The sequence below is a fragment of the Blochmannia endosymbiont of Camponotus quercicola genome, assembly GCF_059935335.1.
Map to the genome: position 1 here is coordinate 226,302 of NZ_CP011794.1, position 15,623 is coordinate 241,924.

Annotated in this window: 14 protein-coding genes and 4 tRNA genes; 15 read left to right on the forward strand and 3 right to left on the reverse strand. The window is 29.9% G+C overall.

What is annotated here, in order from left to right:
- Window positions 1-87: 87 nt before the first annotated feature.
- The 6 genes from rpsP (at window position 88) to tyrA (ending at window position 4,765) form a co-directional block, all read left to right on the forward strand.
- Complete coding sequence (gene rpsP, locus CBquer539_RS00890; RefSeq protein WP_500836585.1) at window positions 88-351, forward strand: 30S ribosomal protein S16; 264 nt, start codon at window positions 88-90, stop codon at window positions 349-351.
- A complete protein-coding gene (rimM, locus tag CBquer539_RS00895) occupies window positions 341-895 on the forward strand; it encodes a ribosome maturation factor RimM (RefSeq protein ID WP_500836586.1) in 555 nt (184 codons plus the stop codon). Before rpsP ends, rimM begins: the two co-directional genes overlap by 11 nt.
- Before the next feature lie 31 nt (window positions 896-926).
- A complete protein-coding gene (gene trmD, locus CBquer539_RS00900) occupies window positions 927-1,688 on the forward strand; it encodes a tRNA (guanosine(37)-N1)-methyltransferase TrmD (protein ID WP_500836587.1) in 762 nt (253 codons plus the stop codon).
- A 13-nt stretch (window positions 1,689-1,701) separates the two neighbouring features.
- Window positions 1,702-2,052 (forward strand): 50S ribosomal protein L19, encoded by a 351-nt coding sequence (gene rplS, locus CBquer539_RS00905; RefSeq protein WP_500836588.1) that lies wholly within the window; start codon window positions 1,702-1,704, stop codon window positions 2,050-2,052.
- Between the two features lie 503 nt (window positions 2,053-2,555).
- Window positions 2,556-3,641 carry a 3-deoxy-7-phosphoheptulonate synthase gene (locus CBquer539_RS00910; RefSeq protein ID WP_500836589.1) on the forward strand — a complete coding sequence of 362 codons (1,086 nt, stop codon included), beginning with the start codon at window positions 2,556-2,558 and terminating at the stop codon, window positions 3,639-3,641.
- Complete coding sequence (gene tyrA / locus CBquer539_RS00915; protein ID WP_500836590.1) at window positions 3,638-4,765, forward strand: bifunctional chorismate mutase/prephenate dehydrogenase; 1,128 nt, start codon at window positions 3,638-3,640, stop codon at window positions 4,763-4,765. The genes CBquer539_RS00910 and tyrA overlap by 4 nt, the downstream gene beginning before the upstream one ends.
- A gap of 245 nt (window positions 4,766-5,010) precedes the next feature.
- On the opposite strand, the gene CBquer539_RS00920 is transcribed toward tyrA, so the two are convergent.
- Window positions 5,011-5,922, reverse strand: coding sequence for a prephenate dehydratase domain-containing protein (locus CBquer539_RS00920; RefSeq protein WP_500836591.1), 912 nt, complete (start codon window positions 5,920-5,922; stop codon window positions 5,011-5,013).
- A gap of 227 nt (window positions 5,923-6,149) precedes the next feature.
- The gene (gene bamD / locus CBquer539_RS00925) at window positions 6,150-6,869 is read right to left on the reverse strand and encodes an outer membrane protein assembly factor BamD (RefSeq protein ID WP_500836592.1); all 720 of its coding nucleotides are present in this window, start codon (window positions 6,867-6,869) and stop codon (window positions 6,150-6,152) included.
- Window positions 6,870-6,958: 89 nt separating this feature from the next.
- Here bamD and rluD point away from each other — a divergent pair, with 89 nt between their 5' ends.
- The 4 genes from rluD to CBquer539_RS00945 all read left to right on the forward strand — a co-directional run bounded on the left by rluD (window position 6,959) and on the right by CBquer539_RS00945 (window position 13,192).
- Entirely contained in the window at window positions 6,959-7,933 is a 975-nt protein-coding gene (gene rluD, locus CBquer539_RS00930) for a 23S rRNA pseudouridine(1911/1915/1917) synthase RluD (protein ID WP_500836734.1), read from the forward strand.
- Between the two features lie 288 nt (window positions 7,934-8,221).
- The gene (gene clpB, locus CBquer539_RS00935) at window positions 8,222-10,798 is read left to right on the forward strand and encodes an ATP-dependent chaperone ClpB (RefSeq protein ID WP_500836593.1); all 2,577 of its coding nucleotides are present in this window, start codon (window positions 8,222-8,224) and stop codon (window positions 10,796-10,798) included.
- A 372-nt stretch (window positions 10,799-11,170) separates the two neighbouring features.
- Window positions 11,171-12,205, forward strand: coding sequence for a UDP-N-acetylmuramate dehydrogenase (murB, locus tag CBquer539_RS00940; protein ID WP_500836594.1), 1,035 nt, complete (start codon window positions 11,171-11,173; stop codon window positions 12,203-12,205).
- Window positions 12,206-12,373: 168 nt separating this feature from the next.
- Window positions 12,374-13,192: a biotin--[acetyl-CoA-carboxylase] ligase gene (locus CBquer539_RS00945; RefSeq protein ID WP_500836595.1), complete on the forward strand. Its 819-nt coding sequence runs from the start codon at window positions 12,374-12,376 to the stop codon at window positions 13,190-13,192.
- A gap of 193 nt (window positions 13,193-13,385) precedes the next feature.
- On the opposite strand, the gene coaA is transcribed toward CBquer539_RS00945, so the two are convergent.
- Window positions 13,386-14,327 carry a type I pantothenate kinase gene (gene coaA / locus CBquer539_RS00950; RefSeq protein ID WP_500836596.1) on the reverse strand — a complete coding sequence of 314 codons (942 nt, stop codon included), beginning with the start codon at window positions 14,325-14,327 and terminating at the stop codon, window positions 13,386-13,388.
- A 278-nt stretch (window positions 14,328-14,605) separates the two neighbouring features.
- On the opposite strand from coaA, the gene CBquer539_RS00955 reads away from it, so the two are divergent.
- The 5 genes from CBquer539_RS00955 (at window position 14,606) to bfr (ending at window position 15,612) form a co-directional block, all read left to right on the forward strand.
- Window positions 14,606-14,678, forward strand: a tRNA-Thr gene (locus CBquer539_RS00955).
- A 14-nt stretch (window positions 14,679-14,692) separates the two neighbouring features.
- Window positions 14,693-14,774: transfer RNA gene (locus CBquer539_RS00960), tRNA-Tyr, on the forward strand.
- A 71-nt stretch (window positions 14,775-14,845) separates the two neighbouring features.
- Window positions 14,846-14,917, forward strand: a tRNA-Gly gene (locus CBquer539_RS00965).
- 21 nt (window positions 14,918-14,938) lie between these two features.
- Window positions 14,939-15,011 (forward strand) — tRNA-Thr (locus CBquer539_RS00970).
- A 130-nt stretch (window positions 15,012-15,141) separates the two neighbouring features.
- Window positions 15,142-15,612 carry a bacterioferritin gene (gene bfr / locus CBquer539_RS00975; protein ID WP_500836597.1) on the forward strand — a complete coding sequence of 157 codons (471 nt, stop codon included), beginning with the start codon at window positions 15,142-15,144 and terminating at the stop codon, window positions 15,610-15,612.
- Window positions 15,613-15,623 lie beyond the last annotated feature (11 nt).

Here is a 15,623-nt window from a genome sequence, read left to right on the forward strand (position 1 = left end):
TTTGAACTAAATTAGTATAATATATTGATATTATTTGTTATGAGTCTATATGTTATTGGTTTTCAGTTAAGGTTAAGGGGTATACTTATGGTAAGAATTAGATTAGCACGAGGAGGTTGTAAAAAAACTCCTTTTTATCACATAGTTGTTACTGATAGTAGAAACGCGCGAGATGGTCGTTTCATTGAACGCATTGGATTTTTTAGCCCAATTCCTCTTGGGAACAAAAAAGAAGAGTTACGCATACATTCAGAACGTGTAAAATATTGGTTACACAAAGGGGCGCGTCCGTCTGTGTGTGTTTTAAAGTTAATAAAGAATTGTATGAAGAATTATAAGTATGCAGTGTGACGATAAGTACAGCATAAACCTACCTCTTTATCCTGTGACAATAGGAAGGATAATAGGTGCGTATGGTATATTAGGATGGGTACGAATAGTATCATTTACTGAAAAAAATGACAACATATTTAATTATAGTCCATATTTTATTATCATACAATCTAAATGGAAATCGATTTACTTGGATCAATGGAAATTGATCGGGAAACGTTATATCGCTAAAATACGAGGAATCTCAAATAGAGACGCTGCTCAATTATTAAATCATTGTGAGATGATTATAGATGAAACGCGATTACCACGTATGAATGATGGTGAATATTATTGGAAAGACTTAATAGGATGCGTAGTAATTACTGTCAAGGATATCTTGTTAGGAAATATTATCAGTATCATAGAAACTGCAGCAAATGATGTTTTAGTAGTTAAAAAGAATCAATATAATTTGCATGGAACTAAGGATTGTCTTATTCCTTTTATTATCAAGAGAGTAATAAAAAATATTAATCTTGTCACGCATACTGTTATCGTGGATTGGGATCCTAATTTTTAATAGTTTATTAAAATAAAATTATACAAAATATATGCGGTTAGGTGTGATTACTTTATTCCCGGAAATGTTTCAGGCTGTCGTTCGTTATGGAATAGTAGGGCGATCGATTCGAAGTGGTATTATTTCCATAAAACTGTGGAATCCTCGCGTGTTTACAGACGATCAACACCATAGTGTAGATGCTCGTCCTTATGGAGGGGGGGCTGGTATGTTAATGATGGTTGAACCTCTGAAAAATGCAATTAATCAAGCAAAAAATGAATTAGGAAATAATATTAAAGTAATTTATCTTTCTCCTCAAGGAAAACAGCTTAATCAAAAGTATGTACGTAAGTTAGCATATAATTATCAGAAATTAATTTTGGTGTGTGGTAGATATCAAGGCATTGACGAAAGGTTAATTCAAACAGAAATTGATGAAGAGTGGTCTATAGGAGATTATATACTTAGTGGAGGAGAATTAGCAGCAATGGTATTAATAGATACTATATCTAGAGTTCTTCCTGGTGTACTAGGTAATCAAGATTCAAAAGAATTTGATTCTTTTTCTAAGGGAATATTAGATTGTCCACATTATACGCGACCAGAAATTTTTGAAGGAATAAAAGTGCCATCAGTATTATTATCAGGAAATCATAGTAATATTAATCGTTGGCGACAAAAACAAGCATTGGGCCGCACTTGGATTAAAAGACCGGATTTGCTTAAAGATATACGATTAACTGATGAAGAAAAGAAGTTGCTTATTGAATTTAAAAATGAATATTTGTTGTCATTAAATAAAAAAAATTAAGGAAATAATATATATGTATGAATTAATAAATAATTTTGAAACAAAACAAATGAAAAAAAATATACCGCATTTACATTCAGGTGATACAATAGAAGTCAAGACATGGGTAATTGAAGGTAATAAAAAACGTCTACAAATTTTTGAAGGTGTAGTTATTTCTATTAAAAATCGTGGATTGCATTCTGCATTTACTGTAAGGAAAATTTCTAGTGGAGAAGGTGTAGAACGTGTGTTTCAAACACACTCTCCTGTTATTGAAGAAATTAAAATTAAACGGTTTGGTGTGGTTCGTCGTGCTAAGTTATATTATTTACGCGGTCTTAGCGGAAAATCTGCGCGTATTAAAGTACGTGTGAATCCATAAAATATTTTTTATTATAGCGTATCTATGTAGGTTAGTATACTAACAGTTCGTTCATAATTTTATAATTATTGTTTATAGTAATACTAGTTTTGTACAATTGTTAAAAAATTTTTTATTTTCATAGTATAGTTTTACTATACCTATAAAATATTAATATTCGTATTTTTCATAGAAGTTATTCAATACAATTCATATTAAAATAATGAAATATATGCTTTGATATAGTATCAAGATACTTAACAAAAATTTATATTAATATGAGTCATGATATTTTCACGTGCATATAATAGTGTGTTGTTGATTAAACCTTATATAAATTAAAAAATTAGATATCCTTTAGTAATCAATTTAATAATAATTTATTGACAATAATAATATAAAACTATGTTTACATTAGTTTTATATGTGTATCATAATATGATTATATATTATCATTTTTTTTATGATCATTTTAGTGTCATAAATTTATTATATGATGCTTAATTATATTAAGGCTAAATAATATGCAGAAAAATGAGCGTAATAGTATCCATATACACAATACGTATCCAATTATTACTCCTAAGCAATTAAAAACTCAATTTCCCGTAACATATTCAGAGGAACAGATTGTTACAGATTCTCAAAATATAATTATGAATATTATTCACAGACGTGACCCGCGTCTGTTGGTGATATGTGGTCCTTGTTCTATTCATGATGTTAATGCTACTTTTGATTATGCTAATAAATTGAAAACCTTGTCAACAGAATTACAGGATCAACTATATATTGTTATGCGCGTATATCTAGAAAAACCTCGCACTAGTATTGGTTGGAAAGGCTTAATTAATGATCCACATATGAATGGTTCCAACGACATTGAATCAGGATTAAAAATCGCTCGACACATGTTGGTAGAATTAATAAAAATTGGATTACCGCTTGCCACTGAAGTATTGAATCCATATATTCCACAATATATTGGAGAACTCTTCAGTTGGTCATCCATTGGAGCACGTACTACAGAATCTCAAACGCATCGAGAAATAGCTTCCGGATTGTGCACCCCTATAGGATTTAAAAATAGCACTAACGGTAATTTTTTTAATGCAATTAACGCAATACATGCTGCAATGCTACCCCATTGTTATATTGGTATTAACCAATTAGGTCAAGTATGTTTATTACATACTACAGGTAATCTGAATGCTCATATAATTTTACGAGGAGGGAAAAATCCTAATTACTATCCGGAAGATATTATTCGTTGTGAAAAAAAAATAATAGAAGCAGGATTACCACTGGCATTAATGGTAGATTGTAGTCATGGTAATTCTAGTAAAGATTATCGTCGTCAAGTTGATGTAGTGCAATCTATTTTACATCAAATTAAATACGGAAACCGTTCTATTATTGGCTTGATGATTGAAAGTTATATTTATCCTGGTAATCAATCTATAAATTTATCGTCTTCTACCCCACAATATGGGGTATCAGTCACTGATGCGTGTATAGATTGGAAAACAACTCAACACTTATTATATGATTTGCATAAGGAACTAAAACCATTTCTTGTTAATCGTATATCAGGAGCTGGAATGGCATGATAGAGGCACTAAATGATTTACGAAGAAAAATTGATAAAATAGATCAGGATTTATTAAAATTATTATCCCAACGACTTGCTTTAGTCTCCGAAGTAGGAGAAATAAAAAGTCGTTATGGATTATTTATTTATGCACCAGATAGAGAAGAAATATTAGTAGCTTCTAGGAGACGAGAAGCAGTAGAATTGGGCATATCTCCAGATTTAGTAGAAGATGTATTACGTCGTATTATAAGTGAATCCTATAATAACGAGAATGAAAAAGGATTTAAAACGTTGTGTCCGAATTTAGGTGCAATTATTATAATTGGGGGAAAAGGACAAATGGGTCAATTTTTTTATAAAATGCTAACTTTATCAGGATATAAAGTACGAATTTTAGATAAAAATGACTGGACGTGTGCAGAATCAATATTAACAGATGCTGGCATGGTAGTAATCAGCGTTCCTATTCATTCCGTTACTGATGTGGTTTCACAATTATCATATTTACCGCATAACTGCATTATAGTAGATTTATCATCTATAAAAAAAATATCTTTAAATGCTATATTAGCAGCACATCGCGGTCCAGTATTAGGCTTATATCCTATGTTTAATCCAGATCATGGGAGTATGGTGAAACAAGTAGTGATTTGTTGTGAAGGACGTTATCCAGAAGCATATCGATGGTTATTAGAACAAATACGATTATGGGGTGCAAAGTTATATTTCTGCAATACAACAGAACATGATAGATATATGAATTTCATGCAAGGATTATGTCATTTTATTACTTTTATCACTGGATATCATTTATCAAAGGAAAATATTAATTTAAAAAAAATGCTGTTTCTTGCTTCACCAACATTTAGATTAAAATTAATAACAATGGGGAGATTATTTGCGCAGGATCCTCAATTATACGTAGATATCATCATGACTTCCAAAGATAATCTCGTATTAATTAAACGTTATTATAGAAGATTAGGCAGGATTTTGATGTTATTAGAACGCGATAAAAAACAAGAACTTATTGATCAATTTAAAAAAATTCAAAATTGGTTTGGTCTATATACCGATCTTTTTTTTAAAGAAAGTCGTAAGATATTGCGTCAAATTAACAATTATAAAAATAATGTATAACGCGAATAATGACTTGAATAATATTCAAATTCATCTAACTTTTTTTATCAAAAATTATGTTTATTTAGATCCAATAGTTTTTATAACATTTATTTTTTAAGTTGCGTATTATTTTGAACACCAATATGTGTTCTTTTTATTTTTTGCTATTATTGAATAGCACATATACAATTATCCATTGTTTGTCGTATTTAATTATGAAAATGACACATTTATTGTCATAATTTAAAAATATTAATTATATGTTATTGAGATAACAATATAGATTGTGTTTTATTATGTGTACTAACTACATTAGTAGTTGGTGTCATGCGATAACAACCTAATATTTTTAATGAGTGAGAGATCTTTTGTAATTCTATTAGAACCTGTTGTATATATATATCGTTTATATGCGCCATCATTTCAATAATAATAATTATGTTGTTTGATTTGCTATACGATAATAAACGTGGTTTTAAATAAGTTGTTTTAATATCGTAAAATTGCAATATTTTTAGGATTTCACGTAATTTTTCTGGTTGTTGATCAATTGAGATAATAAACGTAGTTTTTATGGCTACGGAGTTATCAATAACTTCAATATTTGTATTTTTTAATACAATAAATCTAGTTGTGTTTTCATAAGAATCAGATAGATTGCATGCTAACAATGAATGTAATCCATATAATTTGCCTCCTTGTATGCTTCCTAAAGCTGCTAAATTAGATTGATTTAATTTAGCTACTATTTCCATAGCAACTGCGCTGCTTGCACAGAATATAATTTTCCATGTAGAAAAATGTTTTATAAATTTACTGCATTGTTGAACAGGTTGAGGATGACTATATATAATTTGAATTTGATCGATATCAGTATGATTCTTAACTAGAATACAATGTTTTATAGGGATAGTAATTTCATCTACTAACAACAATCGAGTATTTAGTAATAAATCGCATACTTCATCAATTAATCCAGAATTAGAGTTTTCGATGGGAACTACGCCATATTCTGCGCGATGGCATTCTACTAAAGTAAAAATGTCATTAAATTCTTGACAACTACACTCTATTATTTGATCAAAATGACGACTAGCGTACTGTATAGCAGCAATATGAGAATACGAGCCTTTAGGACCTAAAAACGCTATATGCACTATAGATTTAGAAATCATAATAAAACTCATTTTTAGTAATATTTAATACAATGTTTGCATGACAATTGCTGTCATTGTAATGCTGATGCATCATTGAAATTAATATTTATTATTTACAAGGATAATTGCATATACATCATACTTTATGTATAGTATACGATATTTCGTATCAACATGTTTTTAAACATTGCTTTGTAATATGATATCTACATTCGGTTAATATATTTTATAAAAGTATATTAAATTCAATATATTGAATTGATAGCGATAATTTTTGCTATTTTGTCTGCTTGATCTGGCAAATGTATATTTTGATAAGCTTCTTGCATATGATATAGTGCTTGATGAGTTGCTTGAGTATCTGGAAAGTGATATAACATTTTTTCTACACGAGTGATTACTGATATATAAGCATCTTTTTTTGTATAAAATTTTACAATAGAGAGTTCATATTCAGCTATTCTATTTTTTAAAAAAATTAAACGTTTGTGAGCATCTGCAGAATATTGGCTATTTGGGTATTTACGTATAAGTTGTACAAAACTATAAAATGCTATGCGTGCATACATTGGGTTGCGATCGAACCAGTTTATATGTAAATATTTTATCAATGTTTTATTGTCTTCGTCTAGGTGCATGTTTATTACACCATGCATATATAATACATAATCAAAATGTTTATGATTAGGGTATGATGTAAAAAAAAGTTTTATATAATTATTTGCTGATTTTAAATCGTTTGATTTGTAATAGGCATAAATTAAATTTAAATAAATTTGTTGCGGACATGGATTAAATAAATGTAAATTTTGTAAATTTATTAAATCTTGTATAGCTCCTTTATAATCAGAGTTATATAATTTATTTTGGGCAGATTTATAGAGATTATAGGCAGAATAATTTAAAGTGTGAGCAGAGACAGGGGCATAGGAAATTATAATGATACTAACAATTAATATAGTCATTATATAGTGTGTAATACGTCTCATAAAACTTTATTAATACTCCGTGTCGGATATAATATTTTATGAATATTATATCCGACAGAATCAATATGATGACACCCAAGTATTATGTTATAAAACCTATGATAGTACAGGCATCGCAATCTGGAAAACGATTAGATTGTGTTCTTTCTGAATTACTGCCAAATTATTCCCGTTCTAAAATAAAATGTTGGATACTTTCTAAAAAAGTGAACGTTAATAATCAGATAGTCATTATTCCTAAAAAAAAAATGATGGGTGGTGAATTTATTACAATAAAAGATATTGTTCATATTAATAGTAGTATGGTTCCTCAAGATATTCCTCTTGAGATTGTATATGAGGATGATGATATTGCGGTGATAAACAAAGCGAAAAATATGGTAGTGCACCCTGGTGCTGGAAATTACTCAGGTACTATATTAAATGCTTTGTTATACAGATACCCATTTATTATGGAAGTATTGCGAGCAGGTATTGTTCAACGTTTAGACAAAGACACCACTGGTTTAATGGTTGTTGCTAAAAGTGTTATCGCATATCATCGCTTATTACAACTGTTCAAAAAAAGAAAAATTATTAGGGAATACGAAGCGGTAGTTTTTGGAAATTTTTTACATAAGGAGGGGACAATAAATGAACCCATTCGAAGACATGCTATTCATCGTACTTGTATGACAGTACATCCTATGGGAAAATCAGCTATAACTCATTATTGTATTACAGAATCATTTAGAATGCATACCAGAATTCGTGTACGCCTTGAAACTGGGAGGACTCATCAAATTCGAGTGCATATGGCTTATATTAATCATCCATTGTTAGGAGACCAGAAATACGGAAAACTCACTTGTTTTATTAAAGGTGCATCCGATGAACTGAATGATTATTTATGTGTTTTTAATCGTCAAGCATTGCATGCGAGTACATTACAATTATATCACCCTATTACCAATATAAAAATGAAATGGGATATACCTTTACCACAGGATATAACAAAATTAATCGGTATATTGAGAAAAAATGAAAGATATTTCAAATAACATGTTACTGCAATGAAGATTGATTATTTTTAAAATAACCATTACAAAATATAGCCGCTTATTTGCACCTCGTTAAGAACGAATATAATGTCATATACTAATTGTGATTACATGTAATGTATCAATAATTTATATTGTAATTAATATTGAGGTATATAAAAATATACTTTATGTTCCAGTAGTTTTAGATGCTTGAATTTTAAGCGCTTAATCTCCATATCAGTAGATATATGTTGGCTGTACGCAGCAGTTGATATTTTATCTTACTATAAGAGGAAAATGAATATTATGCGATTAGATCATTTTACTCATAATTTTCAATTGGCTATCTCTGATGCTCAATCCATAGCGCTTAGGAAAGATAATCAGTTTATTGAACCTATCCATGTGATGCTCGCTTTTCTGAAAGAAGAAAGTGGGTCAGTATATCAGATATTGACGCATGCTGGAATTAATGTACCTCATTTAACTATATCTATCGAACAGGCATGTGATTGTTTACCAAAAGTAGAAGGCACTGGTGGAGATATTCAATGTTCTCATGATTTAATTAGAACGTTAAATTTATGCGATAAATTAGCGCAAAAATACAATGATACTTTTATTGCATCAGAAATGTTTATTTTAGCGGCTATAGAATCTCATGGAACATTAAACGATTTGTTAAAAAAATCTGGAGTCACTCCAGAAAACATAAAAAAATCAATAGACTATATACGTAATAACCGCTCAGTTAATAATCCAACATCAGAATCTCAACGTCAAGCATTACAAAAATTTACTGTGGATATCACTAAATTCGCAGAACAAGGTAATCTTGATCCTGTTATTGGCCGAGATGAAGAAATTCGTCGTACTATTCAAGTATTACAGAGACGCACTAAAAATAATCCTGTTCTTATAGGGCAACCTGGAGTAGGAAAGACCGCTATCGTAGAAGGATTAGCGCAACGCATCATTAATGGGGAAGTCCCGGAAGGACTGAAAAATAGTCGCATATTAGCTTTAGATATAGGAGCATTATTAGCAGGATCAAAATATAGAGGGGAATTTGAAGAGCGCTTAAAAAGTGTATTAAATGATGTATCTAAAGAAGATAGTAATATTATTTTGTTTATTGATGAATTGCATATTATGATTGGAGCTGGTAAAACCGATGGAGCAATGGATGCAAGTAATATGCTTAAACCAAGATTAGCTAGAGGTGAATTGCATTGCGTAGGAGCGACGACACTGGACGAATATAGTAAATACATTGAAAAGGATGCAGCTTTAGAAAGACGTTTTCAAAAAATATTTATTGCTGAGCCTAACGTTGAAGATACCATAGCCATTCTTCGAGGATTAAAAGAACGTTATGAATTACATCATAACGTTCATATCACTGATCCAGCAATAGTGGCTGCTGCAACTTTGTCATATAGGTATATTTCTGATCGTCAGCTACCAGATAAAGCTATTGATTTGATTGACGAGGCTGCTTCTAGTATTCGTATACAAATAGATTCTAAGCCAGAAACGTTAGATAGATTAGAACGGCGTATCATACAGTTGAAATTAGAACAACAAGCATTAAAAAAAGAATCAGATGATGCTAGTATGAAACGGTTAGAAGCATTAACTACTGAATTGATGCAAAAAGAACAAGATTATTTCAAGGTTGAAAAAGAATGGCAAAACGAAAAAGTTTCTCTATCTAACGCTCAAAGCATTAAGTCTGATTTAGAACAGGCAAAAATTGCTATTGATCAAGCACGCCGTATTGGTGATTTAGCTCGTATGTCTGAATTACAATATGGTAAAATTCCAGAATTAGAAAAAAAACTATCCATAATGTTACAATCGAATAATAAAAAAATACGTCTTTTACGTAACTGTGTTACTGATATAGAAATTGCTGAAGTATTGTCTCGTTGGACTGGTATTCCTGTGTCCCGCATGCTAGCTAGTGAAAAAGATAAATTATTACATATGGAAAATGCTTTACATCAATTAGTTGTTGGGCAAGATGAAGCAGTGAAAGCAATATCGAATGCTATTCGTCGCAGTCGCTCTGGACTATCTGATCTTAAACGCCCAATTGGCTCCTTTATGTTTTTAGGGCCTACTGGAGTAGGTAAAACTGAGTTGTGTAAGGCGTTATCTGTGTTTCTTTTCGATGCTAATAATACAATGGTTCGTATTGATATGTCTGAATTTATGGAGAAACATTCTGTGTCAAGATTATTAGGAGCTCCTCCTGGTTATGTTGGATATGAATCAGGAGGATATTTGACTGAATCAATACGTCGTCGACCATATTCGGTTATTTTATTAGATGAAATAGAAAAAGCACATTCGGAAATTTTTAATGTATTATTGCAAGTTTTAGATGACGGGAGGTTGACAGACGGGCATGGACGTACAGTAAGTTTCAATAATACTGTTATCATTATGACGTCTAATTTAGGGTCAGATTTGATTCAAAAACGCTTTGGAACAGTAGATTATCAAGAAGTTAAAGTTATGGTATTAGATATAGTTAATAAACATTTTCGTCCAGAATTTGTTAATAGGATAGATGAAATAGTGGTATTTCATCCCCTTAGTACTGAGCATCTTATTAAGATAGCTAACATTCAATTACAGCAGTTATGTGATCGTTTAGCAGAAAAAGGATACCCGAATACCAACGTTACTAATAAAGTCTTAGTATTTTTATCAAAAGTTGGATTTGATCCGGTATATGGGGCGCGTCCGTTAAAGCGCGCTATACAACAACACGTTGAAAACTCATTATCTCAAAAGATAATATCTGGAGAGTTACTGCCAGGTAAAAAAATTACTTTAGATGTTGTAAATAATACAATCGTTTTTACTCAGTGAATTAATAATAGAAGTTGCTGAAAAATTAAATTGTTTTATTATTAAATGTTAATAATGAAATTATTAGCGTTTAATTTTTTTTGTTGATATCCACGAAGTATTATATATGTGCAAATTTATTATACTTATTTTTCATAATACTATATAGTGTAATGTGTGTTTACGTTTATGCTGTACGTCAAAAGTTGTGTATTAAATAATTTTTTTTACAATTATAAAAACAGAAATAGATATTATATAACATTTAAAAATAAAATAACACGTAACGTATTTTTACGTATAACTTGATTTTTTCGGTTTACATATAAAAATAGAATTTAGCATTGATCATAGAATGTGTATCTATTTTTTTGTTAAAAATAAATAAATTATATGCAGCATCATATTCGATTAAAATCTTTAAATACTTTTTCAATTAACGTATTTGCTAAACATATAGTAACAGCACATAATGAACATACATTGTTAAAATTTTGGAGGGAAGCTTATAATAAAGGAAACCCTGTTCTCATTTTAGGAGGGGGTAGTAATATTTTATTTTTAGAAAATTACACTGGCACAATATTATTAAATAGGATAAAAGGTATTTTTATTACCGAAAATAAAATAGCATGGCGACTACATGTTGGAGCTGGAGAAAAATGGGATGAATTAGTGGTTTATACTATCAATAAAAATATACCGGGTTTAGAAAATTTAGCGTGGATTCCAGGATATGTGGGGGCTGCTCCAATTCAAAATATTGGGGCTTATGGAATTGAATTGTCTCATGTATGCGAGTATGTAGATGCAATAGATTTGCATGATGGAAAAAAAATTCGCTTTACTTGTGCTGAATGTGATTTTCAATATAGAGATAGTATTTTTAGAAATTGCTTAGAGAAATATGCTATTGTTTTTGTAGGATTGAGATTGCATAAAAAATGGAAACCTATATTAAATTATTATGAGTTAACTCATCTAAATAAACGTTATATCACACCTCGTCAAATTTTTAATTTTATCTATATGATTAGGCGTAAAAAATTACCAGATCCTGTTTTGATAGGAAATGCTGGTAGTTTTTTTAAAAATCCAATAATAGATACTAAAACAGCACATTGTTTATTTCAAATTTATCCAAATATGCCTTATTATTATCAAAAAGATGGCAGCATAAAATTATCAGCGGGATGGTTAATAGAATATTGTCAATTAAAAGGTTGTGTGTTTGGGGAGGCAGCAGTGTATCCTAAGCAGGCATTAGTATTAGTTAATAGCAGAAAAATAGCTACTGGTACTGAAATTGCAGCATTAGCTCTTTTTATATATAATAAGGTTGCGGATAAGTTTAATATTTATTTACAACCTGAAGTTAGATTAATTGGTAATTACGGAGAAATAAATCCACGAAAATTATTTATATAGTTATATAGTAAATAGTCAGTATGTATACGTTATTGAACAAACTTAAAATTAGATGTATTTCTCGTGCTTTTTATATAAAATAGTTTGTAAATTAGTCGTAATTTATAAATATTTGGATGGGATCGCAATACAAATATCGATTTATTTTTTTTTGGAGATTTGAAAATCTTGTTAAGGTATGATAAGAATTGTAATTTTGAAATATACTCTCCTTGCTTAAATGAATCTAAGATTTTAACAGAATTGCCCGAAGGCAGGGTAGTGGTGTTAAATGAAGTTAAATCAACTAATCAATATATAATAGATCATATTCCATATATAAAATCAGGCGATGCTTGCGTTACTGAATGTCAGACATTAGGAAGAGGAAGACGTGATAAAATTTGGGTTACGCCTGTTGGAGAAGGTATTTGCTTATCCATGTATTGGAAATTAAGTAAGACTCCTCCAACGATAATTGAATTTAGTTTAATGATAAGTATTATTGTAGCGAGAATATTAAAGGATTTAGGTGCATCTCAAATTAAAATTAAATGGCCTAATGATTTATATATTTATGGACGAAAATTAGCAGGAATTTTAATTGAAATCATCACAAGAACTAATAATATAACTCATATAATAATAGGTATTGGGATTAATTTATCTATGCGTAGGAATGCAACATTAAGCGCTAAAATTGGTAAAAATTGGATTAATTTAAAAGATATTGGGGTCATACTCGATCGTAACATTTTAGTGGCAACACTTATTGATGTATTACGTAAGAAATTAAAATATTTTATGTGTTTCGGATTTGCACCATTCATCTATTATTGGAAGGTTTTTGACTGTTTATATAATAAACCAGTCACATTATTAATTGATGATCATCCAATATATGGGACAGCTCTTGGAATAAACATGCATGGAGCATTAATAGTAGAGCAAGCAGATTCAGTTTTTTATTACTTAGGGGATAATGTTTCTGTTTGTGTATCTTCTTAAACATATGATTTCATTAAATTTTTTAGTATAAGAATATTTTTAATGAGCATCTAAAATAGATCACCCCAACACATTGATTATTATATAATCAATGTGTTGGGGCAACGTGATTTGGGTATACTATTTTTAGTAATGGAAAGTTTGGTATGAATGGGAATTTATAGAAAATAAAGTTATTATTTTGTAGTTATTATTATTTTCTTAACCGCACATTATCTATTGTGTGATTCGTGCCTTTTTTTAAAATTAAATTTGCACGTTCCCGAGTAGGCAAGATATTTTCTTGTAAATTAAGTCCATTTATTTCGGTCCATAATTGTGAAGCTATAGCAATGACCTTTTTTTTGGATAATTGAGCATAATGATAAAAGTAGGAATTAGGATAAGAAAAAGTAGTGTAACATAATTTTAAAAATCTATTGATATACCATTCTCGTAGTAAATATTCTGGAGCATCAACATAAATAGAAAAATCAACAAAATCAGATACAAAAATACAAGGCGAATCATAATGATAATCGTGATTAGTTTGTAAGACATTTAATCCTTCTAAAATTAGAATATCTGGCTTGTAAATTACTTGTTGAACATTAGGAAGAATATCATATATTACATGAGAGTATACAGGAATGGTCGTTGATTTAACTCCAGATTTAATTTTAGAGATAAAATTCACTAGACTGGTGATGTCATAGGATTGAGGGAAACCTTTTTTTTTCATTAAATGTCGTTTCTTTAATATTTTGTTAGAATATAAGAAACCATCAGTTGCTACTAGCTCTACAATACGATGGTCAGGCCATCTACTAAGCAGCGCTTGCAACACTCTGGCCGTAGTACTTTTTCCTACAGCGACACTGCCAGCAATACCAATAATATATGGTATATGTTGTTCTTGAGTATTTAAAAATTGTTCTAAAACATTTTGTCGTCTTATATTTGAACAAATATATAAATTAAGCAATCTAGATAACGGCAAGTAAATTTCTATTACTTCATTCATAGAAAGATTATCATTTATTCCCCTTAAATTTATAATTTCTCTCCGAGATAATGTTAGTGGCACATTATCTCGGAGAGATGCCCATTCTTTACGACTGAAAGTCAAAAATGGCATAGATGAAGCATGTAGCATATTGGTCTATTATCGTTAGATAAATACTTTTATAAGATTATAATTTTTATGTAAATACTTGATCAAAATAAAGGATTTAATTATAATTATGCATTATAGTAATAAGTGTCACGAAACGAGTAATAATTTTAGTTTTATTAAAAAATAAGATTAATTTTTTATACAAATGTTTTGAATAATTTTATGATCTTAACTACAATAGTTTTAGAAGAAATTGCTTCAAATATATGTGTTCATCAAACAAAATAGGTTATCCTTTTTAATTACATTAATGTGGTGCCGGTGTAGCTCAATAGGAAGAGCAACTGATTTGTAATCAGTAGATCAAAGGTTCGAATCCTTTTGCCGGCATCTATAATTTTTTTGATGGGGTTCCCGAGTGGCTAAAGGGAGCAGACTGTAAATCTGTCGTCGTAGACTTCGAAGGTTCAAATCCTTCCCCCATCATTTTAATAACGCGTAACAAATACGATATATATATTATAACATTAGAAATTTCATGATTTTTTTATTATGTAGTGGGCATCGTATAATGGTTATTACCTCAACCTTCCAAGTTGATGATGTGGGTTCGATTCCCACTGTCCGCTGATATAATACGGCCGCATTATGCTGATATAGCTCAGTAGGCAGAGCACATCCTTGGTAAGGGTGAGGTCAGCAGTTCGAATCTGCTTATCAGCAAGCATCATACGCTTAATTTTATAAAAATGACATTAAGCGTATGATAGTACGATAGTACAACAAGGTCATGATAAATGTTAATTTTAAAATTAATAGATATAAATGCGCAAAACACAATCTAGGAGATTTTATGAAAGGAGATGATCATATTATTACTCATCTTAATAATTTATTGAGCGATGAGTTGATTGCTGTAAACCAATATTTTTTGCATGCTAAGATTTTTAAAAATTGGGGGTTAGAACGCCTGAATAACATAGAATATCAAGAATGTATGGATGAATTAGATCATGCAGATCTGTATGCAAACCGCATTTTATTTTTAGAAGGTATGCCTACTTTGAGAAAATTTGATTCATTAAACATTAAAAAAAATATTGAAGATATCTTACGTACTGATTTGAGTCTAGAATATCATAGCATTGAAAATTTACGAAAAGGTATAAAATACGCTGATTCGATACAAGACTATACATCTAAGGATATAATGATACAAATTCTTAAAGACGAAGAAAAACATATTGATTTTTTAAAAACAGAGTTAAATCTTATGACAAAAATTGGTATGAATAATTATATACAATCACAATTGAAAGAATGATTTTTTTATAT